This is a genomic window from Pseudomonas fluvialis (assembly GCF_014207935.1).
Classification (GTDB): Bacteria; Pseudomonadota; Gammaproteobacteria; order Pseudomonadales; family Pseudomonadaceae; genus Aquipseudomonas; species Aquipseudomonas fluvialis_A.
In genome coordinates this window covers 81278-103292 of the sequence record NZ_JACHLL010000001.1, presented here as the reverse complement: position 1 = coordinate 103292, position 22015 = coordinate 81278, and the positions used below count along the sequence as shown (strand labels likewise).

The 22015-nt window shown below is 63.6% G+C and carries 26 protein-coding genes; 13 read left to right on the top strand and 13 right to left on the bottom strand.

Annotated features, from left to right (window positions below; all coding sequences use genetic code 11):
• Window positions 1-17: 17 nt before the first annotated feature.
• Window positions 18-650, top strand: a complete 633-nt coding sequence (locus tag HNP49_RS00490) for a glutathione S-transferase family protein (RefSeq protein ID WP_184679657.1) — start codon at window positions 18-20, stop codon at window positions 648-650.
• Window positions 647-1591, top strand: a complete 945-nt coding sequence (locus HNP49_RS00485) for a Nudix family hydrolase (RefSeq protein WP_184679656.1) — start codon at window positions 647-649, stop codon at window positions 1589-1591. Before HNP49_RS00490 ends, HNP49_RS00485 begins: the two co-directional genes overlap by 4 nt.
• A 10-nt stretch (window positions 1592-1601) precedes the next feature.
• On the opposite strand, the gene HNP49_RS00480 is transcribed toward HNP49_RS00485, so the two are convergent.
• The 4 genes from HNP49_RS00480 to HNP49_RS00465 are packed head-to-tail and all read right to left on the bottom strand — an operon-like array spanning window position 1602 to window position 6105.
• Window positions 1602-2177 carry a cob(I)yrinic acid a,c-diamide adenosyltransferase gene (locus HNP49_RS00480; protein ID WP_184679655.1) on the bottom strand — a complete coding sequence of 192 codons (576 nt, stop codon included), beginning with the start codon at window positions 2175-2177 and terminating at the stop codon, window positions 1602-1604.
• Entirely contained in the window at window positions 2178-4193 is a 2016-nt protein-coding gene (locus HNP49_RS00475) for a HAMP domain-containing sensor histidine kinase (RefSeq protein ID WP_184679654.1), read from the bottom strand.
• Window positions 4194-4234: 41 nt separating this feature from the next.
• Entirely contained in the window at window positions 4235-5143 is a 909-nt protein-coding gene (locus tag HNP49_RS00470; RefSeq protein WP_184679653.1) for a putative 2-dehydropantoate 2-reductase, read from the bottom strand.
• Window positions 5140-6105 carry a response regulator gene (locus HNP49_RS00465; protein WP_184679652.1) on the bottom strand — a complete coding sequence of 322 codons (966 nt, stop codon included), beginning with the start codon at window positions 6103-6105 and terminating at the stop codon, window positions 5140-5142. The genes HNP49_RS00470 and HNP49_RS00465 overlap by 4 nt, the downstream gene beginning before the upstream one ends.
• Window positions 6106-6253: 148 nt before the next feature.
• Between HNP49_RS00465 and HNP49_RS00460 the strand changes: the two genes are divergently transcribed.
• Window positions 6254-6733 carry a YajQ family cyclic di-GMP-binding protein gene (locus HNP49_RS00460; RefSeq protein ID WP_184679651.1) on the top strand — a complete coding sequence of 160 codons (480 nt, stop codon included), beginning with the start codon at window positions 6254-6256 and terminating at the stop codon, window positions 6731-6733.
• Window positions 6734-6908: 175 nt separating this feature from the next.
• Here HNP49_RS00460 and HNP49_RS00455 read toward each other — a convergent pair whose 3' ends face one another.
• The 6 genes from HNP49_RS00455 to HNP49_RS00430 all read right to left on the bottom strand — a co-directional run bounded on the left by HNP49_RS00455 (window position 6909) and on the right by HNP49_RS00430 (window position 10052).
• On the bottom strand, window positions 6909-7247 hold the full coding sequence (locus tag HNP49_RS00455) for a HopJ type III effector protein (RefSeq protein WP_184679650.1): 339 nt from the start codon (window positions 7245-7247) through the stop codon (window positions 6909-6911).
• Window positions 7240-7536, bottom strand: a complete 297-nt coding sequence (locus HNP49_RS00450; RefSeq protein WP_184679649.1) for a DUF1244 domain-containing protein — start codon at window positions 7534-7536, stop codon at window positions 7240-7242. The genes HNP49_RS00455 and HNP49_RS00450 overlap by 8 nt, the downstream gene beginning before the upstream one ends.
• 160 nt (window positions 7537-7696) lie before the next feature.
• Complete coding sequence (gene folX, locus HNP49_RS00445) at window positions 7697-8068, bottom strand: dihydroneopterin triphosphate 2'-epimerase (protein ID WP_184679648.1); 372 nt, start codon at window positions 8066-8068, stop codon at window positions 7697-7699.
• Window positions 8069-8626 carry a GTP cyclohydrolase I FolE gene (gene folE, locus HNP49_RS00440; RefSeq protein ID WP_184679647.1) on the bottom strand — a complete coding sequence of 186 codons (558 nt, stop codon included), beginning with the start codon at window positions 8624-8626 and terminating at the stop codon, window positions 8069-8071.
• Between the two features lie 19 nt (window positions 8627-8645).
• Window positions 8646-9356 carry a dihydromonapterin reductase gene (gene folM, locus HNP49_RS00435; RefSeq protein ID WP_184679646.1) on the bottom strand — a complete coding sequence of 237 codons (711 nt, stop codon included), beginning with the start codon at window positions 9354-9356 and terminating at the stop codon, window positions 8646-8648.
• Between the two features lie 276 nt (window positions 9357-9632).
• Window positions 9633-10052 carry a thiol-disulfide oxidoreductase DCC family protein gene (locus HNP49_RS00430; protein ID WP_184679645.1) on the bottom strand — a complete coding sequence of 140 codons (420 nt, stop codon included), beginning with the start codon at window positions 10050-10052 and terminating at the stop codon, window positions 9633-9635.
• A gap of 91 nt (window positions 10053-10143) precedes the next feature.
• On the opposite strand from HNP49_RS00430, the gene HNP49_RS00425 reads away from it, so the two are divergent.
• Window positions 10144-11076: a MerR family transcriptional regulator gene (locus HNP49_RS00425; protein WP_184679644.1), complete on the top strand. Its 933-nt coding sequence runs from the start codon at window positions 10144-10146 to the stop codon at window positions 11074-11076.
• A 153-nt stretch (window positions 11077-11229) separates the two neighbouring features.
• A complete protein-coding gene (locus HNP49_RS00420; protein WP_184679643.1) occupies window positions 11230-13008 on the top strand; it encodes an acyl-CoA dehydrogenase C-terminal domain-containing protein in 1779 nt (592 codons plus the stop codon).
• Window positions 13009-13101: 93 nt separating this feature from the next.
• Here the strand turns inward: HNP49_RS00420 and HNP49_RS00415 are convergent, their stop codons facing one another.
• Both HNP49_RS00415 and HNP49_RS00410 read right to left on the bottom strand, forming a co-directional pair.
• A complete protein-coding gene (locus tag HNP49_RS00415; protein ID WP_184679642.1) occupies window positions 13102-13710 on the bottom strand; it encodes a PilZ domain-containing protein in 609 nt (202 codons plus the stop codon).
• 70 nt (window positions 13711-13780) lie between these two features.
• Window positions 13781-14227, bottom strand: coding sequence for a PAS domain-containing protein (locus HNP49_RS00410; RefSeq protein ID WP_184679641.1), 447 nt, complete (start codon window positions 14225-14227; stop codon window positions 13781-13783).
• A gap of 93 nt (window positions 14228-14320) precedes the next feature.
• Between HNP49_RS00410 and HNP49_RS00405 the strand changes: the two genes are divergently transcribed.
• The 6 genes from HNP49_RS00405 to HNP49_RS00380 all read left to right on the top strand — a co-directional run bounded on the left by HNP49_RS00405 (window position 14321) and on the right by HNP49_RS00380 (window position 18552).
• Complete coding sequence (locus tag HNP49_RS00405) at window positions 14321-14773, top strand: flavodoxin (RefSeq protein ID WP_184679640.1); 453 nt, start codon at window positions 14321-14323, stop codon at window positions 14771-14773.
• A 1-nt stretch (window position 14774) separates the two neighbouring features.
• Window positions 14775-15242 carry a cupin domain-containing protein gene (locus HNP49_RS00400; RefSeq protein ID WP_184679639.1) on the top strand — a complete coding sequence of 156 codons (468 nt, stop codon included), beginning with the start codon at window positions 14775-14777 and terminating at the stop codon, window positions 15240-15242.
• Between the two features lie 93 nt (window positions 15243-15335).
• Entirely contained in the window at window positions 15336-16112 is a 777-nt protein-coding gene (locus HNP49_RS00395) for a class II aldolase/adducin family protein (RefSeq protein WP_184679638.1), read from the top strand.
• A complete protein-coding gene (locus tag HNP49_RS00390; RefSeq protein WP_184679637.1) occupies window positions 16112-16996 on the top strand; it encodes an alpha/beta fold hydrolase in 885 nt (294 codons plus the stop codon). The genes HNP49_RS00395 and HNP49_RS00390 overlap by 1 nt, the downstream gene beginning before the upstream one ends.
• Window positions 16993-17529 carry a DUF1569 domain-containing protein gene (locus HNP49_RS00385; protein ID WP_260407022.1) on the top strand — a complete coding sequence of 179 codons (537 nt, stop codon included), beginning with the start codon at window positions 16993-16995 and terminating at the stop codon, window positions 17527-17529. The genes HNP49_RS00390 and HNP49_RS00385 overlap by 4 nt, the downstream gene beginning before the upstream one ends.
• A 111-nt stretch (window positions 17530-17640) precedes the next feature.
• Window positions 17641-18552: an SDR family oxidoreductase gene (locus HNP49_RS00380; RefSeq protein ID WP_184679636.1), complete on the top strand. Its 912-nt coding sequence runs from the start codon at window positions 17641-17643 to the stop codon at window positions 18550-18552.
• Between the two features lie 66 nt (window positions 18553-18618).
• Here HNP49_RS00380 and HNP49_RS00375 read toward each other — a convergent pair whose 3' ends face one another.
• Entirely contained in the window at window positions 18619-19692 is a 1074-nt protein-coding gene (locus HNP49_RS00375; RefSeq protein ID WP_184679635.1) for a hypothetical protein, read from the bottom strand.
• A 332-nt stretch (window positions 19693-20024) separates the two neighbouring features.
• On the opposite strand from HNP49_RS00375, the gene HNP49_RS00370 reads away from it, so the two are divergent.
• Window positions 20025-20801 (top strand): hypothetical protein, encoded by a 777-nt coding sequence (locus HNP49_RS00370; protein ID WP_184679634.1) that lies wholly within the window; start codon window positions 20025-20027, stop codon window positions 20799-20801.
• A gap of 105 nt (window positions 20802-20906) precedes the next feature.
• Entirely contained in the window at window positions 20907-21929 is a 1023-nt protein-coding gene (locus HNP49_RS00365; protein WP_184679633.1) for a Glu/Leu/Phe/Val dehydrogenase, read from the top strand.
• Window positions 21930-22015: the final 86 nt, after the last annotated feature.

Below are 22015 nucleotides of genomic sequence, written 5' to 3'. Positions count from 1 at the left end.
TGCTGAGGAGTGCGGCAATGACTCTGCAACTGGTGATCGGCGACAAGAACCTGTCCTCCTGGTCACTGCGGGCCTGGCTGGCACTGGAGCTGACCGGCGAGCCCTACGAGGAGCTGCGGGTGCGCCTGTACCAGACCGATACCCGCGAGCAGATCCTGCGTCATTCGCCCACTGGCAAGGTGCCGCTGCTCAATACCGAGGAAGGCCCGGTCTGGGACTCTCTGGCGATCGCCGAATACCTGGCGGAAGCCTACCCGGAAGCGCATCTGTGGCCGCGCGGCGAATACGCGCGGGCAGTCGCGCGCAGTGTCTGTGCCGAAATGCACAGCGGTTTTGCAGCCCTGCGTACGCATCTGCCGATGAATCTGCAGCGTGATCAGGCGCCGGATGAGCTGCCCGAGGCTGCTCAGGCGGATATCCAGCGCATCTGTGCCCTGTGGCAGGATTGCCGGGGTCGCTTCGGTGCCGATGGTCCCTTTCTGTTTGGCCACGCCAGCATTGCCGATGCCTTTTATGCGCCGGTGGCCAGTCGCCTGCGCTGCTATCGCATCGCCCTGCCGGCGGTTGCCGAAGCTTATGTACAAACCATCTATCAATGGCCGCCGTTCCAGCGCTGGTTGCAGGCGGCCCGCGAGGAAGTTCAGGCGTGAAACGAGTGCATGTAGCGGCCGCGGTGATCCGCGGCCAGGATGGCCGCATTCTGCTGGCCAAGCGTCCGGATCATCTGCATCAGGGCGGCCTGTGGGAGTTTCCCGGCGGCAAGGTGGAAAGTGGTGAGACCGTGCGCGCCGCGCTGGCCCGTGAATTGAAAGAAGAGCTGGGGATCGAGCTGCAGAGTGCCCGGCCGTTGATCAAGGTGCGCCACGACTACCCCGACAAGCAGGTGCTGCTGGATGTCTGGGAAGTGTCCTCGTTCAGCGGTGAGCCCCATGGCGCTGAAGGCCAGCCGCTGTCCTGGGCGGCGCCCCGCGAGCTGGGCAATTACCAGTTTCCGGCGGCCAATCTGCCGATAGTTTCGGCGGCGCGCCTGCCGGAGCATTACCTGATTACCCCGGAGGCGCTGGAGCCGGCCGAGCTGCTGCAGGGCGTGCGCGAGGCGCTGGCCCGTGGCACTCGTCTGATCCAGCTGCGCGCACCGAATATGTTCGATGCACAGTACCGTGACCTGGCCGTGGATATTCAGGGTCTGTGTGCCGGCAAGGCGCAGCTGATGCTCAAGGGACCGCTGGAGTGGCTGGGGGATTTCCCGGCGGCTGGCTGGCATATCACCGCCGAGCAGCTGCGCAAGTATGCCGACAAGGGACGCCCGTTTCCGCGTGAACGCTGGCTGGCGGCGTCCTGTCACAGTGCCGAGGAACTGGCCCTGGCTGAGCAGATGGGCGTGGATTTCGTCACCCTGTCGCCGCTGCAGGCGACCCAGACCCACCCCGAGGCCCAGCCGCTGGGCTGGGAACAGGCGGCGCAGTGGCTGGAAACCTGCAATCGCCCGGTTTATCTGCTCGGCGGCGTCGGCCCCGAACACCTGGACCGCGCCTGGCAGATCGGCGCCCAGGGTGTAGCGGGGATTCGGGCGTTCTGGCCGCAGGCCTGATCGCCTGGGTTTAGGGCTTGTCGGCCTGCTGCCACAGCACCTCGCTGACTTGCGTGCGCTTGGCAATCAGGCGGCCGGCAACGAACAGCAGGTCGGACAGGCGGTTGACGTAGGCCATGCCGGCTTCGCGCACCGGCTCGACGGCATTCAGGTGCTGGCAGCGGCGCTCGGCGGTGCGGGCATGGCAGCGGCACACATGGGCCTGGGCCAGCAGGCGCGAGCCTCCGGGCAGAATGAAGTTCTCCAGCGGGCCGACTTCCTCGTTCCAGCGGTCGATAACCTGCTCCAGTCGCTCCACTTCTGCGCTGTTCAGGGCCTGGTATTCGGGCATGGCCAGTTCGCCGCCGAGGTCGAACAGGCGGTGTTGGCAGGGGCTGAGCACCTCGATGATCTCCGTCAGTGCTGGGCACTTCGGCTCTTCCAGGGCCAGTTCGGCCAGCAGCAGGCCCAGCTGGCTGTTGAGCGTATCCAGTTCTCCCATGGCTTCGACGCGCGGGTGGTCCTTGCTCACGCGGCGGCCGTCGGCCAGGCCGGTCTCGCCTTTGTCGCCGGTGCGGGTGTAAATCTTCGACAGTCGGTAACCCATTCAGGACTCCAGGTTTTGCGGGGGTTCCAGGGGCAGGCGCAGGGTGAAGGTGGTGCCCTTGCGCGGGCGTGACTGCACTTCCAGCTGCCCCTTGTGGTTGTTGGTGATGATGAAGTACGACAGCGACAGGCCAAGGCCCGTGCCTTCGCCTACTTCCTTGGTGGTGTAGAACGGTTCGAAAATGCGTTTGCGCACCGCTTCGCTCATGCCCACGCCATTGTCGGTGATCTGGATTTCCAGCCAGGGCGCCTTGAGCCGGGTGCGCAGGGTAATGCGTCCCGGGTCGTCCTGCTCGCTGCGCTGGCGGATGGCCTGGGCGGCATTCTTCAGCAGGTTGAGCAGCACCTGTTCGATCTCGTTGCCGACCACCGGGATGGGCGGCAGCGCATTGTCGAAATCGCGGATGATCAGCAGGTTGCGGAAATCGAGGTTGCCAGTCAGGTCGAAGTCGTTGCCGGCGATTTCCAGGGTCTGTTCGATCAGGCTGTTGATGTCGCACGGCAGCAGCTGACGGTTGCTGCGCCGGCTGAAATTGAGCATGTGGCTGACGATCTTCGCCGCGCGGCTGCCGGCCTGATGGATGCCGTCCAGCAGGGCGGGGATTTCCCGGGCATCGAGGTACTGGTTGATGGCCTCCAGCGACAGCTGCAGCGCTTCGGCCTGCTCTCGGTTGCGCGGCAGTTCGGTCGACAGGCGCCGGCGAATGTTCTGCACGTTGTGCAGGATGGCGCCCAGTGGATTGTTGATTTCATGGGCCATGCCGGCCGCCAGGCCACCGACCGAGAGCATCTTTTCCGACTGTACCAGCAGCTCTTCCATGGCCAGGCGCCGGTTGATGTCGTCGATGCGGATCACCACGCCCCGCCCGGCGCTGCCGGTCAGCGGGTAGAAGGTCAGGTCGTAATGCTGCTGCTCACCGTTTTGCTGCCAACTGACCCGCTCGACTTTTTCTACCCGGTGCCGTTCGATGCAGCGACGCAACTGGTTCTGGTAAGGCTTGAGAGAGGGGAAGGCCAGCAGCAGGGGCTGGTTCAGCGCCTGATCCATGCGCGTGCCGGAGAGGCGGCTGGCCTCCTGGTTCCACTGGGTGACGAACAATTGCTCGTCGAGGGCGATCAGTGCCGAGGGCATCGAGTCGATGATGCTGTTGAGGTAGTTCTGGAAGCCGGTGAGTTTCTTCTCGATCTTGCCGCGGACCTGCACCTCCAGCTCCAGCTTGCGGTTGGAGCGGCGGGTTTCCTCGGCCAGTTCGCGGGCCTGTTCGGAGGCCAGCTGCGCTTCGTCGCGGGCGCGCTTGAGCTGCTGCTCGCGGGCCTCGATACGTTCGAGCATGGTGTTGAAGGCTTCGGCCAGGCTGCCGATTTCGTCGCGGTTGCCGGGCTCGGCGCGCAGGGCGTAGTTCTCTTCCAGGGTCACCCGGCGCGACAGTTCTTCCAGGCGCCGCAGAGGGCGGGTGATGAGGCGACGTGACTGGCTGGAAATGGCGAACCAGAGCAGTGCGCTGATCAGCAGGATGAGCAGGCTGGCGCTCAGGGTGCCGGTAAAGAACGCGCTGGGTAGCTCGCCGGAGGCGATCAGCAGCAGATGGCCCGGCGCCTTGCCGGGCTGGGGCAGGCTGATCAGTTCCGTGGAGCGGTATTCGCTGGCCAGCCACGGCTTCAACTGGCTCATCTGCAGCGGGATGTCGAGGCTTTCGCCGAGCTGCAGCTGGGCCAGGGACACGCCATTGCTGTCGTACAGGGCTGCCGCCCGCAGCGGCTCGAAACCGCGCAGGCGCTCCAGCAGGGCTTGGGCGGTGGCCGGCGAGGCCAGGGCTTCGCTGGTCATGGCCGGGCTGGCGACCAGTTGGCCGATACTGCGCATGGTCTGTGGCGCAACGTTTTCCTGGAAGATCCAGTAGGCGGCGCTGATGAAGGTCAGGTTGGCCATCAGCAGCAGGGTGCCGAGCAGAACCAGCAGGGCGGTGAGCAGCTTGCGGCCGACCGGCAGGTTGTCGAGGCGCTGGCGCAGGTTCATGGCGAATCGCCGCAGTCGGGGAAGGGCAGGGTAGCCCGTGCCTAGCGGCAGGGCAATCCGCGTTGCTGCAGGTAGTGCTGCAGGCGTTGCTGCAGCTGGTTCAGGGCTGGCAGTGTCAGCCCGTGCTGCTCGGCGCTGCGACAGGCATGGCTGAGCAGGTAGTCGATTTCCGTGCGGCGTCCCTGCTGTACGTCCTGGTACATGGATGAGTAGTTGGTGGCGGTGGCGTCGATCACCTGCCAGACCGTCTCATGCAGGCCGAGGGCAGCTTCAGGGGCGCAGCAGGCCAGCAGTCGGCAAAGCTCGTCACACAGCATCTGCACCTCAGCAGCATGCGCGCGCAGCCCGACATTGCGGCAGTCGTGCAAGACCGTCAGCGGGTTGATGGCGCAGTTCAGCGCCAGCTTGCGCCACAGGCGGGCATCGATATCGTCGACCCAACTCGCCGGGATGCCGGCGCTGGCCAGTTCGCCGAACCAGTCCGGAGCAGGGCTGGTCGGTGAGGTACCAAGCCAGGTATGGCCCTGACCGGCGAACACCACCTGGAAGTCATTTTCGCGGTAAGCCCCTTCGGTGCTGCTGGCGCAGATGCACTGACACTCAGGCAGCAGCTCGGCGACCGCCTGCTGGCTGCCCAGACCGTTTTGCAGCAGGATCACCTGGCTGCCGGGTTGCAGGCGGGTGGCTACCCTGGCAATGGCGCTGGTGGCGTCATAGGCCTTGCAGGCCAGCAGCAGACGGCGGATCGGTAGCGGGTCGCTGGCCAGACCGGCGGGTAGAGCATGTCGCTGGACCTGCTCGCCCTGGCGTACCTGCAGGCCGCCGGCGCGCAGGTAGTCGGTGAGGCGCTGCTCGTTGCGCAGGATCAGCTCGACACTGTGTCCGGCGGCGCTGAGCCGGGCAGCCCAGAGGCTGCCCAGGCTGCCGGCACCCAGCAGGTGCCAGCTCATGCGCCGCCGGTGAGGCGCTCGGCCGCGACACGGCCACTGCTGTAGGCCTCGGGCAGGCGGCGGCGGGCGTGTTCGAGCAGGGTTTCCGGCTTGACCGGCAAGGCCTTGGCATCCAGGCCGACCAGGGCAATGCCGGCCTTGAGGGTGATGAAGCCTTCGCTGGTCTTGAACGCCTTGAGATTGAGGCCTTCATGCAGGCGTTTGAAGCTGCTCGGCGAGCACTCCTGCAAGTCTTCGAGCATGGCGGCCACGGCGAAGTGCTGTTCGTCCAGGCTGGCCAGTACGTCCAGTGGGCGCATCAGCTGCTGCAGGCGATGGGCCACGCTGGTGCGCAGCTCGCTCAGGTAGGCCTCGCCGTGCTGTTGGCGCAGCAGCTGGGCGTCCTGCAGGCCAATCAGCAAGAAACACAGGGCGCCGCCGCGTGAGTCGATCTGGCGCAGGCAGTCGCCGAGTTTCTGCATCAGGTAGCGCTGATTGCCCAGGCCTGTGACCGGGTCGACCAGGTTGCGCTGTTCGAGACCGGCGATGTTCTGGGTGAGCAGGGTGTTCTGCTGGATCAGCTGCTGCAGGGTGCTGCACAGGCGGTCCGCGGCATACACCCGGGGTACCAGTTGCTCGTTCATCACGGCTTTGTTGATGAAGTCGTCGACGCCACGGTCGAAGGCCTCATGCAGGACGTTTTCGCCCTCCTTGCCGGTGAGCAGAATGATGTAGGTGTAGTGACGCGCGACTTCGTCCAGCTGGCGCACGCGCGAGGTCAGCTCCAGGCCGTCCATTTCCGGCATCAGCCAGTCGGCCAGGAGCACGTTGGCCGGACGTTGCTCCAGCAGGGCCAGGGCTTCCTTGGCACTGCTGGCGGAGCGCACATCCTGGTAGCCGGCGTTGGTGAGGGCGCGGCCGATCATGGTGCTGGAGAACTTGGCGTCATCCACGACCAGGATGCTGAGGTGGGGGTTGGGCATGGCAGACTCTTGCAATAAGGGCTCGGGGCGCTGGTTCATGGCCAAGCGCTATTTAATTCTGCAGTTATAATGACCGCGCGTTTTTATCGTCAAGCTGTGCGTAGCCCTGCTGTGACAAGGGTTGCGCCGTTTATCTGGAGAATCAAGCATGCCTTCGTTCGACGTGGTGTCTGAACTGGACAAACATGAAGTCACCAACGCCGTGGATAACGCCATCAAGGACCTCGACCGCCGTTACGATCTGCGCGGCAAGGGCACCTTCGAGTTCAAGGAAAAGACCGTGACGCTGACCGCCGAGGCAGAGTTTCAGCTGGAGCAGATGATCGAAATCCTCAAGCTGGCGTTGGTCAAGCGCAAGATCGACGTGCAGTGCCTAGAGATCAAAGATCACTACGCTTCCGGCAAGGTGGTCAAGCAGGAAGTGGTGCTGCGCGAGGGCATCGACAAGGAGCTGGCAAAGAAGATCGTCTCCCTGATCAAGGATGCCAAGCTCAAGGTGCAGGCCGCTATCCAGGGCGAGCAGGTGCGTATTACCGGCAAGAAGCGTGACGATCTGCAGGAAGCCATTGCCCTGCTGCGTACCCAGGAGCTGGGGATGCCGCTGCAGTACAACAACTTCCGCGACTAAGTTCGTAAGGATCTGCTGCGCGTCGGCGAGACTGTGTTGATAACCGCCTCGGACTGCTCATTTACACTCAGTAAACTCCGCGTCCTCGGCGGTTCTCGCCTTGTCTCGCTCTAGCTCGCACGATCCTGCTCATGCTCTCAGACGCCGCCAAGTGCAGGCGTCTGCGTTTTCAGCGCTACTTGCGGCGCAGCGATGGCTGCTTGAAGCGCACACCGGCGAGGCCGGTATCCATCAGCGCACGAATATTGCCGTGGTCACTGCCTTCCGGGGTGGCCAGAACGCTGCGGTAGTGCTCGCCGAAGGCCAGCAGGGTTTCCTCCACGCTGAAGCCCTCCAGCAGGGCCAGGCCGAGCAGCTTGCACGAACCTTCGTTCTGGCCGCTGGCGTTTTCTACCGCACCGTTGCGAAAGGCGCTGGGTTGGTAGTCATAGTGTTCGGCGATAAAGGCCAGGGTGTCGGCGAAAACATGCTGGCCGCTGCGCAGGCTGGCGCGGAAATCGTTCAGATCAGTCATTGGGCTTGCTCTTGTCGAACTGGGCCAGTTGTTCGGCGCTGGCTTCTTTCTGGTGCTGGGCTTTCCACTGCGCGTAGGGCATGCCGTAGATGCCGTCACGGGCGGCGTCGGCGGACAACTCAACGCCGCGCTCATCGGCGGCGGCCTTGTACCACTTGCCTAGGCAGTTGCGGCAGAAACCGGCGAGGTTCATCAGGTCGATGTTCTGCACATCACAGCGGTTCTGCAGGTGCTCAAGCAGGCGGCGGAAGGTGGCGGCTTCCAGTTCCAGGCGTTGTTGTTCGGTCATGAAGGGCTCCTTGTGATCAGAAGCGGCTCAAAGTCTCGCGAGCTAGAGCCAGGCTAGGCGGGAAAGAGGCGAGGCCGCGGAGTTTACATGGAGTAAATGAGCGGCCGAGCCTCTTTTCCAACGACGCATGGCCGACGCGCAGCAGACTTTGAGTCGTTTCTCAGCGGTGGCCGGCCAGGGTAATGGAGACCGACTCGGCAAAGCGCAGGGCGTGCAGCTTGTCCACTTCCACCTCGGCGTAGCGTACGGCCGGGTTCTGCATGACCAGATCGAGGATTTCCTGGGTCAGGCGTTCGAGCAGGGAGAAACGGTTTTCCTCGACGTGACGAATCACTGCCTTGGTGATGGTGCGGTAGTTAAGGGCATGGTCGATATCGTTGTCACGCACTGCTTCCTGCGCGGGGTAGAGGATGGTCAGGTTGATCAGTACGTCCTGCTTATTGAGGATTTCCTCTTCCTTGATACCGATAAAGGTGCGCAGGCGCAGATCCTTGACGCGGATGCGCGCCATTCCCGGTTCCAGTCGCGGCATTTACTTGCTCCGTCCAATCAGGGTGAGGAATTCCTGGCGAGTGTTGCACGACTCGCGGAAGGCGCCGAGCATCACCGAGGTGTTCATCACCGAATTCTGCTTCTCCACGCCGCGCATCATCATGCACATGTGCTTGGCCTCGATCACCACGGCAACGCCGGCGGCATTGGTGACCTGCTGGATGGCCTCGGCGATCTGCCGCGTGAGGTTCTCCTGGATCTGCAGGCGCCGGGCAAACATGTCGACGATGCGGGCGACCTTGGAGAGGCCCAGTACCTTGCCGGTGGGAATGTAGGCCACATGGGCCTTGCCGATGAACGGCAGCAGGTGATGCTCGCACAGCGAGTACAGCTCGATGTCCTTGACGATCACCATCTCGTCGTTGTCGGAAGCAAACAGGGCGCCGTTGACGATCTCGTCGAGGGTCTTCTCATAGCCGTTGCACAGGTACTGCATGGCCTTGGCGGCGCGCTTGGGGGTGTCCAGCAGGCCCTCGCGCTCCGGGTTTTCACCGAGACCCACAAGGATTTCGCGGTAGTGATCGGAAATAAGCGGCATGGCAATTGTCCTCGCGGCCTTACTTGAGATGGCGGCCGCCGTTGACCGTCAGGGTGGTGCCCGTGACGTAGGGGTTGTCCAGCAGATAGCGCAGGCTCTGGTAGATCACCTCGGCGCCGGGCTCTATGCCCAGAGCGGATTTGGCCAGCGTCTTGCTGCGGTATTCGTCGTCATCGTCTTCGTTGAACTGGATCAGTGCCGGCGCGATGCCGTTGACCTTGATCTGCGGTGCCAGTTGGGCGGCAAAGGACAGGGTCAGGCTGTCCAGACCAGCCTTGCTGGCGCAGTAGGCAATGCGGTTGGCGCTGCCCTTGCGGGCGACATCGTCGCTGATGTGCACGATGTCGGCCGGTTGCGACCGGCGCAGCAGCTCGGCGCAGTGCAGGTTGATCAGATAGGGCGCCAGCATGTGCACACTGAACAGCTGCTGGAAGGCTTCTGCCTCATGACCGGGTGTTTCGTTCAGCCAGGCCGAGGCGTTGTGCACAATCGCACGCAGGCAGTCAGTGTGCTGCTTGAGTTGGTCGATGAAGGCCAGGATGCCGGCTTCGCTGGCGAAATCGGCCGGCAGGCAGATAGCGCCGCGCTCCCGCAGTTTTCCAACTCCTGGTCGCTCGCTGCGATAGCTGATGATCACGGGCTGGCCGCTGTCCAGCAATCGCTCGGCGCAATGCAGGCCAATACGCTGGCTGGCGCCGGTGATCAGGATGGGGGCGGATTGCGTGCTCATGCAGGCCTCGTGGGCAGAAAGAGTAGGGTTCAGCGACCGCCGGCATAACCTGACCAAAGCTGCTTTTGGCCGACTGAACTTGATGTAAACTTATACCACGATTTTATTTTGTACAACCATGCGCTGCGTGTGGATAAAGCGGGTGGGTGAGCTGAAAGCCGATTTTCCGGCATTTTCAGGGTATTAGTGGGCTTCTTGGGGAGGTGAATGCTTTCTCTTTGTTGTACATGTTTGGTTTTCTTGTAATGGAATTGAGCAGATTTATCTGGGCGAGGGTCAGTTCCGGCGTTTGCCGGGGGCGCAGCGATCCTGAGTGCAGCGACTGGCGCCATCTGGATGGGGAAGCCAGGTTAGGCCGGGGCGGAGCCAGCAGAAGAGCCAGTACAGTGGATGCAGCAGGCTGCGCAGCGGACGCCAGGCCAGTAGCCAGCTGAGTTGCCAGAGGTCTGCGGCCAGCCAGCTGGCATAGGTGGCGTCGAGTCCTTTCAGCCAGTGGCCGTTGGCGTCCTGTGCGTGCAGCACGGTCTGCAGCTGTATCAGGCTGAATGGCGTGCTGGTTGGGTCGAAATCCGGCTGGCTGATATCGATCAGTACCAGCCGCTCGGCACTGTTGCGACGGCGTAGCAGGGCAACTTCTCGCGCGCACAGCGGGCAATCACCGTCGTAGTACAGGCGTAGTGGCCAGTGTGGCAGCATGATGGGCTTCCTTTGTACAGCTTTTGTACAATTTAAGCCGTCGGGCCCCTGGGTTACAATGCCGGCAAGCCCATCAGCGCGATACCTAGCCATGACCGACCTCGTTTCCGCTTCCCTCAAGCAGGAAGAGCTGTTTCCGATTCGCGAGGTATCGCGGCTTACGGGAGTCAATCCGGTCACCCTGCGGGCTTGGGAGCGGCGCTACGGTCTGATTCAGCCGACCCGCACCGACAGTGGCCATCGCCTGTATTCGCAGGCCGATATCGATGCCGTGCGCAGCATCCTTGCCTGGCTGGAGCGCGGCGTGGCCGTGAGCAAGGTCGGCAAGATCCTTGAGCGCAGCGAGGCTCAGCGTGCGGCGGCCGCGCCGGTGTACGAGGAAGTAGCGCTGGGCGAGTGGGGTGAATGGCAGCGTCAGGTGCGCCGCGCCGTGGCAGCCTTCGATGAGGCGCGCCTGGAGCAGGTCTACGGCCAGGTGTTCTCCAGTTACCCGCTGCCGGTGGTGTTTCAGGATGTCCTGCTGCCGGTCTGGCAGGAGCTACTGCTGAGCCAGGACGGTTTCGGTCAGACCAGTGAGTGGCTGTTCCTCGATGCCTTTCTGCGCGGGCGCGTGCTGCAGCGCCTGCAACTGGCGCGGGGGCAGGGCGCGCGGGTGGTGCTCAGTGCCATTCCCGGTCAGTGCCATGAGCTGGAGCTGCTGGTGGCGGGCGTGCTGCTGGCCAGCAGCGAGATTGCCCTGACCGTACTGCCGTTGGGGCAGCCGCTGGCCGAGCTGACCCTGGTTTGCGAAAAGCTCCAGCCGCAACTGCTGGTACTGTTCTCCAATCACCCGCCGGCCGCCGATTTTTCCCGTCAATTAGGCAAGCTGGCCCTGGCTCTGGATTGCCCGCTGGCGGTAGCGGGTGAAGTGGCCGAGTTGGCCGAAGAACAGCTGGCCGGCTCGCCGGTCGCCTGCCTGGGTAGCGATGCGCGCACCCTGCAGCGCCGCTTGCAGCAGTTGCTGCGTGGTCATCTGGATACCTGATCCTTCCCTTCTTTCTGCGCTGCTTTGTGACCGGATAGCACTGTCCAGGTCACTTTCTTGCTGTGTCTGAGCGAAAAGTACTTGCACGTCCTTTGTAAAAAGCTATACAAAAGCTGTACAAGAATTTGCCTTGTATAGATTTTGGAGGCCCACATGCCCGCTTACCGTGCCCCGTTACGTGATATGCGCTTTGTCTTTGATGAAGTGCTCGACGCTTATGCCACCCTGCAGTCGCTGCCCACGCAGCGCGAGTTCGGCAACGATCTCGGTGGCGCCATTCTGGAGGAAGCCGCCAAGTTGGCGGAGAACGTGCTCGCGCCGCTCAATGGCCCCGGCGACAAGCAGGGCTGCCAGTACGACCCGCAAAGCAAGTCGGTAAAAACCCCGGATGGCTTCAAGGCTGCTTACCAGCAGTTCGCCGAGGGCGGCTGGACCGCGCTGGCCTGTACCCCAGAGTTCGGTGGTCAGGGCCTGCCGCATGTCTTGAACATGATGGTCGAGGAGATGGTCTGCTCGGCCAACCTGTCGCTGGGCATGTACCCGGGCCTGACCCATGGCGCGATCAACGCGCTGACCCAGCACGGCACGCGCGAGCAGCAGGAGCAGTACCTGCCCAAGCTGATCAGCGGTGAGTGGACTGGCACCATGTGCCTGACCGAGCCGCAGTGCGGCACCGACCTTGGCCTGATCCGCACCCGCGCCGTGCCCCAGGCTGACGGCAGCTACGCCATCAGTGGCACCAAGATCTGGATCACCGGCGGCGAGCAGGATCTGGTCGACAATATTATCCATCTGGTACTGGCCAAGCTGCCGGACGCGCCGGACAGCGTGAAGGGTATCTCCCTGTTCCTGGTGCCCAAGTTCCTCGAAGACGGCTCGCGCAACCCGGCGTTCTGCGGCGGCCTTGAGCACAAGATGGGTATCAAGGGCTCGGCTACTTGCGTGATGAACTTCGAAGGCGCCAAGGGCTGGCTGATCGGCGAGCCGAACAAGGGCCTCAAGTGCATGTTCACCATGATGAACTCGGCGCGCCTGATGGTCGGCATGCAGGGACTGGGTATCGCCGAGAGCGCGTACCAGATCAGCCTGGGCTTCGCCAAGGAGCGTCTGCAGAGTCGCTCGCTGTCCGGTCCCAAGGCTGCCGACAAGCCGGCTGATCCGATTCTGGTGCACCCGGACGTACGGCGCATGCTGCTGCGGCAGAAGGTGATGATCGAGGGCTGCCGCGCACTCGCCTACTTCACCGGCCTGCACCTGGATGTGGCGCACGAGCATGAGGATGCCCAGATTCGGGAGCGGGCCGACGATCTGGTGCAGCTGCTGACTCCTGTGGTCAAGGCGTTCCTCACTGATGAAGGCCACAACTGTTCCAACGAGGGCTTGCAGGTGCTGGGCGGCTCGGGCTTTACCGAAGACTGGGGAATCGAGCAACTGGTGCGTGACTGCCGCATCACCCGTATCTACGAAGGCACCAATGGCATTCAGGCGCTGGATCTGGTCGGGCGCAAGCTGGGCCTCGGCGGCGGTCGTGCCGTACGCAGTTTCTTTGCTCTGGTTGAAGGCTGGCTCAAGGCCAATCCCGAGGCGCCGCATGCGGCGGCGGTGGGCAAGGCGCTCAAGCAACTGCAGCAGGCCACCTTGTGGATTGCCAGCGAAGGCATGAAGGACCCCGAGCAGGCTGGCGCCGCATCGGTGCCTTACCTGCGCCTGTTTGCCCTCACCACGCTGGCCTGGCTGTGGTCGCGCATGGCCCTGGTGGCTCAGCAGAAGCTGGCGGCCGGCAGCAGCGAGACCCGGTTCTATGGCGCCAAGCTCAAGTCGGCGGATTTCTATGTGGCTCGCGTGCTCACTGAAACCGACAGCCTGCTGGCCGAGGTTCAGGCTGGCAAAGCCACCCTGATGGCCTTTGCCGAGGATGAATTTGCTGCCTGATTGATTGCTTCACACAGCCTGCGCACTCCGGTAGTCGTCCCCACTTTTGGCTACCGGATTTTTTTTGCCTGCGATTTGAGAAGGGTGTGCGTCTCAGCGCTGCTGCAGTTGCGGATGACGCAGGCGGTGCTGCTGGAAAATGAAGTGGCGCAGGCGCTCGGCATGACTGGCCGGCGGCATCTCCAGACGGAAGGCGGTTAGGTCGCTGCTGGTATGGCGCACGCGATTGCCGCGCAGCAACACCGGCTCCTGATCGGGCAGCGGCAGCCACAGGGCAAAGCTGTCGGGTGGTGGCAGCAGGTCGGTGGATTTCAGCAGTACCCCGGCCGGGGACAGCTCATGCACCTCCAGACTGCTGGCCTGGCCATTGTCATGCAGCAGTGTCAGCGGGGTATCCAGCGGCAGGCGCCAGGGGCGCTGCACCGGACCATTTTGAAAGATGCCAGGCGCCCCCAGTTCCAGATGCAGGGCATGGAATTCGTCTTCGACCAGTTGCAGTGGGAAGCGCAGGCGCTGATCGCCGAATACCGCCTCCAGATGCAGATCGGCCTGCCTGCCCAGTGCCGCGAACAGCGCATTGGCTGCGGCACCGCCATCCACCCGGAACGTCGGGGTGGGCAATGTGCTGGGGCTCAGGCTGTAGCCGAGAATCTGCTGGATGTATTCCAGTTCATCGCGGTTGAGCAGGGATTTGTCGGTCATGTCGGAATTTTGACGGAAATGGCTTGCCGAAGGAACAAGCAATTTTCAGTCCTTTCGACGGGACATGACTCTAACCGCGCAGTTTCGCCAGTTCGGCCTGGAGTTCGGCGACCTCGGCTTCCAGCTGTTTTACCCGTTCGGTGGCTTCGACCTGCTCGGTGACATCCTTCTGGATGCCGATGTAATAGGTCAGCTGGTCGCCTTCGTTGAACACCGGGGTGATCGACAGTTCATTCCAGAAGGGCGAGCCGTCCTTGCGGTAGTTACGGATGATCTGCCGGCAGGGGCGATTGTCCTTCACCGCCTGGCGGATGGCTGCCAGCCCGGCCTGCTCGCGATCACCGGCCTGCAGGAAGCGACAGTCCTGATAAAGGATGTCGTCGCTGTGGTAACCGGTCAGGCGCTCGAACGCCGGATTGACGTAGATGAGGATGTTGTCATCGCCTTCCTGCTCGGCGACCACGATGCCGTCATTGGAGGCGTTGACTACCAGTTGCAGCAGCTTGGCGTTGATCATCGGCGGACTTCCCGGTCGGATTCCCTGGCATTCTAAGGCAAAGCGCGCGGTTGCGGCATAATGTGCGCCTGGCACATATGTTTCGGAGTTTTCATGAAAGTCGCGATTCTCTCGGGTTCTGTGTACGGCACCGCCGAAGAAGTGGCCCGGCATGCCGAGCGCCTGCTTAAAGAGGCTGGTTTTGATGCCTGGCATGCGCCGCGGATGAGCCTGGAAGAGCTCAAGGCGTTCGAGCCCGAGGCATTCCTCACCGTCACCGCCACCACCGGCATGGGCGAGCTGCCGGAAAACCTGCAGCCGCTGTACTTTGCCATTCGTGATCAGTTGCCGGCCTGGTTCGGCAAACCGGCGGCGGTCATCGCCTTGGGCGATGCCAGCTACGGCGATACCTTCTGTGGCGGTGGCGAGCTGGTGCGTGAGCTGTATGGCGAACTGGGTCTTGAGGAAGTCCTGCCGATGCTGCGCCTGGATGCCAGCGAGACGGTGACCCCGGAAGCCGATGCCGAGCCCTGGCTGGCCGGTTTCATTGCCGCGCTCAAGGGCTGATATGCACCCGCGTGCCCTGCAGCTGATCGAGCAACTGGGTTTGCTGGCGCATCCGGAGGGCGGCTATTACCGCCGTGTCTTCGCCTCGGCGCAGCAACTGCCCGGCGGTCGCCTGGCCAGCAGCGCCATTCTCTTTCTGCTGCCGGGCGGGGCGATCAGTCGCTGGCACCGGGTGGATGCCGACGAGCTGTGGCACTTCCATGAAGGTGATGGCCTGGAGCTGCTGATTGCCGAGTCGCCCGAGCAGTTGCGCTGCGAGCGTCTGGGACCGGTGATGGCGGACTGCCTGCCGCAGCGCGCCGTGCCGGCCCATGCCTGGCAGGCGGCGCGAGCCCTGGGGGATTACTGCCTGGTGGGCTGCACGGTGGCGCCGGCGTTCGAGTTCGCAGGCTTTCGCCTGCTCAGTGACGATCCGCAGGCGCAGCGTGAATGGTCCCGCCTGCTCGCCGAGTATCCCGAACTGCTCTGACCGGCAAAGCCACGATGCTGGCTCGCCGGGCAACTGGTGACGCGGTGGGCAGTCGCTAGACTCCATCGGCATAACAACACGCCGAGGTGAGTCATGACTGCCCAACTGAATCTGCCCAACGTCAAGGATCAGGTCTCCGCTGCCGAATGGCAGACCCGTGTCGACCTGGCCGCCTGCTACCGCCTTATCGCCCTGCATGGCTGGGATGATCTGATCTTTACCCACATCTCGGCCAAGGTACCCGGCACCGAAGACTTCCTGATCAACCCCTACGGGATGATGTTCCATGAGATCACCGCGTCCAGCCTGATCAAGGTCGACCTGGCGGGCAAAAAACTCATGGAAAGCCAGTACGAGATCAACCCGGCCGGCTACACAGTGCACAGCGCGGTGCATGAAGTGCGCCCGGATGCCAACTGCGTGCTGCACACCCACACCGCCGCCGGAGTCGCGGTGGCGGCGCAGAAGTGCGGCCTGTTGCCGTTGTCGCAGCAGTCGCTGTTCGTGCTCTCCAGCCTGGCCTATCACGACTACGAAGGCGTGTTCCTGCGCGCGGACGAGAAACCGCGCCTGCAGGCGGATCTCGGCGACAAGCACTTCTATATTCTGCGCAACCACGGCCTGGTGACCGCTGGCGGCAGCGTCGCCGATACCTTCCTGATGATGTTCATCTTCCAGCGCGCCTGCGAAATCCAGGTCATGGCGCAGAGTGGCGGCGGTGAGCTGGTGCATATCCCGCAGGGGGTGCTCGATGGCGCCATGCAGATGATGGCGGGTGTGATGCGCACGCCGGTGGGCATGGGCGGCGCGCTGCCGTGGCCGGCACTGCTGCGCAAACTGGATGCGCAGATGCCTGGTTACGATCAGTAATGGCGCTGACGGGCATTGCTCTGGGCGACTGGCGCGCCCGGAGTCAGACATTCGACTTCAGAGGGCAGGCTATCGCCTACTGGACGGCTGGTGCGAGTGATGCCGAGCCACTGCTGCTGATTCATGGTTTTCCTACTGCCGCCTGGGACTGGCACTTGTTGTGGCAGCCTCTGGCCGAGCGCTATCGGCTGATCGCCTGCGACATGCTCGGCTTCGGCGATTCGGCCAAGCCGCGCGGGCATGCCTACAGCCTGCTGGAGCAGGCCGATCTGCAGCAGGCGTTGTTGACGCACCTGAGTGTGAGCGGGTCGGTGCATGTGCTGGCCCATGACTACGGCGACAGCGTGGCCCAGGAGCTGCTGGCACGGCATGAGGAAGGGCGCTTTGCCCTGGCCAGCTGCGTGTTCCTCAATGGCGGTTTGTTTCCGGAAACCCACCATCCGGTGCTGGTGCAGAAGCTGTTGCTCAGCCCGATCGGCGCGTTGATCGGCCGCTTTTTCAGCCGGGACAAGCTGGCGGCCAACCTTTCCCGGATCTTCGGTCCGCAGACCCAGCCGTCGGCGGCCGAGCTGGATGCCTTCTGGAGTCTGATCCAGAGTCACAACGGCCCGGCGGTGATGCACCGGCTGATTCGGTATATGCCCGAACGCCGCGTGCAGCGCGAACGCTGGGTCAGCGCCATGCAGCGCACGCGCGTGCCGCTGCGGGTGATCGATGGCGCGGCCGACCCGATTTCCGGGGCGCACATGGTCGAGCGCTACCGTGAACTGATTCCGAACGCCGACTGCGTGTTGCTGGAGACTATCGGCCACTATCCACAGGTCGAGGCACCCGAAGCGGTGCTGGCACATTACCTGGCGTTTCGTCAGGGCAGGGAGGCATGAATATGCAGAGACGGCGGTTTTTCGGGGTGCTCGCGGTCGGTGGGGCGGCGGCGCTGGGTGCCGGTTACTGGCGCCTACCGGCAGGGCCTGCGCCAGCGGCGCTGAGCATCGATGCCGCGCTGGTGTTGCTGCAACGCCTGGCGACCGAGCCGCTGGTCAGCCGTCAGGGCTGGTCGCCGACCGAAGTCTTCAACCACTGCGCGCAGAGCATCGACTTCAGTATCGACGGCTACCCCGAGCTGAAGCCGGCCTGGTTCCGCCAGACCGTCGGGCCGCTGGCGTTCAGCGTGTTTGCCGCCCGCGGCGCCATGCGTCACCCGCTGGATCAGCCGATCCCCGGCGCGCCGGCCATCGACAGCCCGGTGGCCGTGAGCGATGCACTGGCCCGGCTGCAGCAGGCTTTTGCCCGTTTTGCCGCGCACCAGGGCGCGTTGCAGCCGCACTTTGCCTATGGTGAGCTAAGCCACGCCGAGTATGCCGAGGCGCATGTGCTGCATCTGTACAACCACCTGAGCCTGATCCAGCGCGGCTGATCATGCCGCTGTCTTATCGCTCATCATTCAGCGCTGGCGGCGATTGTTGCCGGCACGCGGAGCCTGCCTGACACTCGCGCCATCCCCAAGCCTGGCGCAGGAGTTTTTTGCATGACTGAAGCAGTGCGTTTCGAAGACAAAGTAGTGATCGTCACCGGTGCCGGCGGTGGCCTGGGCCGTGCCCATGCCCTGCTGTTTGCTCAGCATGGCGCCAAGGTGGTGGTCAACGATCTGGGCGGCAGCACCCACGGCGAGGGCGCCAATGCTTCGGCAGCCGACAAGGTGGTGGCAGAGATTCGTGCCGCTGGCGGTACCGCGGTGGCCAACCATGACTCGGTAACCGATGGCGGCAAGATCGTGCAAAACGCTCTGGATGCCTTCGGCCGCATCGACGTGGTGGTGAACAACGCCGGCATCCTGCGCGACAAGTCCTTCGTCAAGATGGAAGACGCCGACTGGGATCTGGTCTACAAGGTCCACGTCGAAGGGGCCTACAAGGTCACCCACGCCGCCTGGCCGCACCTGCGCGAGCAGAATTTCGGTCGCGTGATCTTCACCGCGTCCACCTCGGGCATCTACGGCAACTTCGGCCAGTCCAACTACGGCATGGCCAAGCTGGGCCTGTACGGCCTGACCCGTACCCTGGCCATCGAAGGCCGCAAGAACAACATCCTGGTCAATGCCATTGCCCCCACCGGTGGCACGCGCATGACCGAAGGCCTGATTCCGCCGCAGGTGTTCGAGCAGCTCAAGCCCGAGCTGGTCAGCCCGCTGGTGGTGTTCCTCGGCAGCGAAGCCTGCGAGGAAACCGGCGGCCTGTTCGAAGTCGGTGGCGGCTGGATGGGCAAGGTGCGTTGGGAGCGCAGCCTGGGTGCCGGTTTCGACCCGCGTGCCGGTTTCAGCCCGGATGACGTGGCTGCCAATTTCGCCCGCATCTGTGACTTCGAAGGCGCTGCCCATCCGAAGGACAATATCGAGGCGATGAAGGAAATGATGGCCAACCTGCAGAAGTATGCCGGTTGAGGGTTATCTGCTGACTGAATGCGACAAGGCCGGCGAAATGCCGGCCTTGTCGTTTCTGCCGGAGACTCAGCGTGCCTGCAGGGTGAAATTGTCGTCCGACGGTTCCTTGGTGTAGGCACCCTGGTCGTGTACCAGTTTCTGCGTGCCGCTCATCAGGGTGCTGATGCGGCTGTCGCTGGTTTTGGCCGAGGCTGCCTGGCTGCTGGTGCCGGTGATCAGCGGCGGGTTGAAACTGAACGACCACAGGTAGTGCCAGACCGCCGCGTTGTGCTTCTCGGTCAGTTGGGTGGAGCCGAAGTACCAGGGCTTGAGTTCGGTGAAGGCGGTCATGTTCATCAGCCCGCTGTTGCTGTCGCCGATGAAACCGGTGCTGCTGGCGCCGGAGGAGCGGTAGGCCTCGAAGATCACGCCTTTGGTTTTCAGCTCGCTGACGTAGCTGCGGCAGACCTCGCCGACCCACTTGTTGCCCAGGTAGCTCTTGGCGTAGTTGGAATAGAAGGGGTCGAGCAGGGCCACGCGCTTGGGCAGCAGCTTGCTGTTCATGCTGCCGGCAGTGACGGCGTCGCTGATCTTCTTGGCGATGACGATGGCCATCTGGTTGCCCAGCGAGTGGCCGAGCAGGCGGATGTTGCTGCCGCTGTAGCCGGCCAGGTTGTCACGGTAGCTGCGAAACAGCAGCTCGCCGGCGGAAATGCTCGGGCCGGTGCTGTACACGCCGCTGCTGTTCTTCCAGCGCATGGCGCGCGGGCCGGTGGCGGTCCAGATCTTCGCTTCGGCGTCCTTTACCTCGCCTTCATCGGCGAACTGGTTCCAGTAGAGGATGCCGACGTTGTAGCCGGCGGCCAGCCAGGCGTAGGCCAGATCGAGGTCGGGGCCACCGGCGTCCTTGCGGTTGAAGGTCTCGCGGTTCTTGGCCTGGCTCGAACCGTTCTGCCAGCCGTGCACATAGATCACCGTGGGCTTGCTGGCGCTGTAGTAGGCATTGCTCTGGCCGGGCACGGCCTTCTGCCAGCTGTCGCCATAGCCGAACCAGTACAGGCCGTGGTCGAGGTTCTGGAAGGTGCTGTCGGGGAATACCCCGGTGGCGGCGTGGGCCAGGCTGGACAGGCAGAGCAGGCAGGACAGGAGTAACTGACGCATGCGGCGAACCCTCTTTTGTTGTTGTGTGGGGTAGCCTGCACAGTACGCCGCTGATCGGTAGTGACCATCGCCCAGATGGGGGAGGTCTGACTTCTGCCGGTAACACTCCGTGAGTAGGCTCGCCCGCCTGCTGCGCCGTGTTGTCGCACGGCTGGCGAGGCTCTCCCAGGCTATGGCACAGTCGCTGTTCGGCCCGGAAAAGCCGTGGAGCAGCACAAAGGCAGTTCTGGCAGGGGGCCAGCCACCGACGGCGACCTAACCTTCGTCCAGTGTCGGGTGGTTGGGGGCTGTGCCAGCTTCGACAGGGTAGTGAACGCGAAAGGGGTACTAGGATGTCATCTTTGATTCGGAACGGTTCGTTGGGTGCTTTGCTGTTGCTGGCCGGTCAGGCCGTGGCGCAGGGCGATTCGGCGGCCTTGCTGACCAGCCTGGAGCAGCAGCAGCTGGCCAGCTATCGCTTGCAGACGCTGTTCCACCTGCACAGCATTCAGGAAGGTGCGGAAAACGTCGGCGGCCAGCTCAAGGCGGAAAGCGCGAGCTTTCTCACCCAGCTCGAGCAGCTCGACGAGCAGGCCAGTGGCCTGGGGCTGGAGACAGAAATCAAGGCGGTGCAGGACGAGGGGCGCAAGTTTGCCGGCATCGTCGCCACCGACGAACTGCTCGAACAGGGCTATGTCGATCTGCACACGGTCAACGACCTCTCGGCCAGCCAGCATGCCCTGCGCGAAGGCTATCAGCGCCTGGAAGAACAGCTGGCCAGCAAGGGCGTCAAGGGCAACCCGCTGCAGGATCAGGCCATTCTCATGCAGCGCATCGCCGCCGAGTACGTGCGCGAATCTGCCAGCCTCGACGGCGGTTCGGCGATCTATGACAACGCCCAGGACCTGGAAAAGCCGGTTGACCAGTTGGCCCAGGAATTCCGTCAGCAACTGGCCAGCCTCGACCAGCAGTATGCCGGTCAGGCGCAGGTGAGCCAGAAACTGAAGAAGGTCGGCATCACCTTCGCCTACATCGAGAAGTCGCTGCAGAACTACAAGGAGCGCTCGGTGCCCTATGTGGTCAGCCGCTACAGCGACAAGATCGTCGTCAGCCTGACCGCGAGCAATTGATCGGGTAGTGCGGGTTATCAGCCGGGCATCGCTTATGCCCGGCTGATCGGGTCAGCGTCGGCAGGGCTCCTATACTGAGGCAGAACGACCCTCTCGGAGGCGCCCATGTTCAGCCTGATGCAAGCCGCCCGGCTGGAGTCCCTGCACCTGGCCCGTGATCCTGACAGCGGGCTGCAAGCCATCATCGCCATCCACAACAGCCACCTGGGACCAGCCCTGGGCGGCTGCCGTTATCTCGCCTACCCGGATGAACAGGCCGCCCTCGACGATGCCGTGCGCCTGGCCCGCGGCATGAGCTACAAGGCGGCGCTGGCCGGCCTGCCGTTCGGTGGTGGCAAGTCGGTGATTCTGCGCCCGGCGCACATTCCCAGCCGCGCCCAGCTGTTCGAGGCCTTCGGGCGGATGATCGACTCCCTCGGTGGTGCCTACATCACCGCCGTCGACAGCGGCACCTCCAGCGCCGACATGGACTGCATCGCCCAGACCACATCCTTTGTCACCAGCACCACCGCGGCTGGCGACCCGTCACCGCATACCGCGCTGGGCGTGTTTGCCGGCATTCGTGCCAGCGCCCTCGACCGTCTGGGCAGTGACGATCTGCAGGGCCTGCGTGTGGCTGTACAGGGGCTGGGGCAGGTGGGGTATGCCCTGGCCGAGCTGCTGGTGGCGGCGGGTGCCGAGCTGTATGTCAGCGATCTGGACAGCGGCCGCGTGCAGCTGGCCGTGGATGAGCTGCAGGCCCGCCCGGTGGCGGCCGAGGCGCTGCTGGCCACGCCTTGCGACATCCTCGCACCCTGCGCCCTGGGTGCCGTGCTCAATCCGGCCACCGTGGCGCAGCTGCGCTGTGCGGTGGTCGCCGGGGCAGCCAATAACCAGTTGTCGAGTCTGGAGGTGGCCGATGCCCTGGAGCGGCGCGGCATCCTGCACGCGCCGGACTATGTGATCAACAGCGGTGGCCTGATTCATGTGGCCCTGACCTACCAGGGCGCCGGTGCCGCCGCCGTGACCGCTCACCTGAGTCGTATCGGTGGGCGCCTGAGCGAAATCTATGCCCATGCCAAGGCTGACAAACGCGCCCCGGCGCGGGTCGCCGAAGCCCTGGCCGAACAGTTGCTGTACGCCCGTTAGCTGCCAATCAGTGCTGACGGGGGAGTGTCATGGCCATAAGCCGTGGCGTGAAACCGACATGCCTACCCGGCGTGATGAGGAGTGAG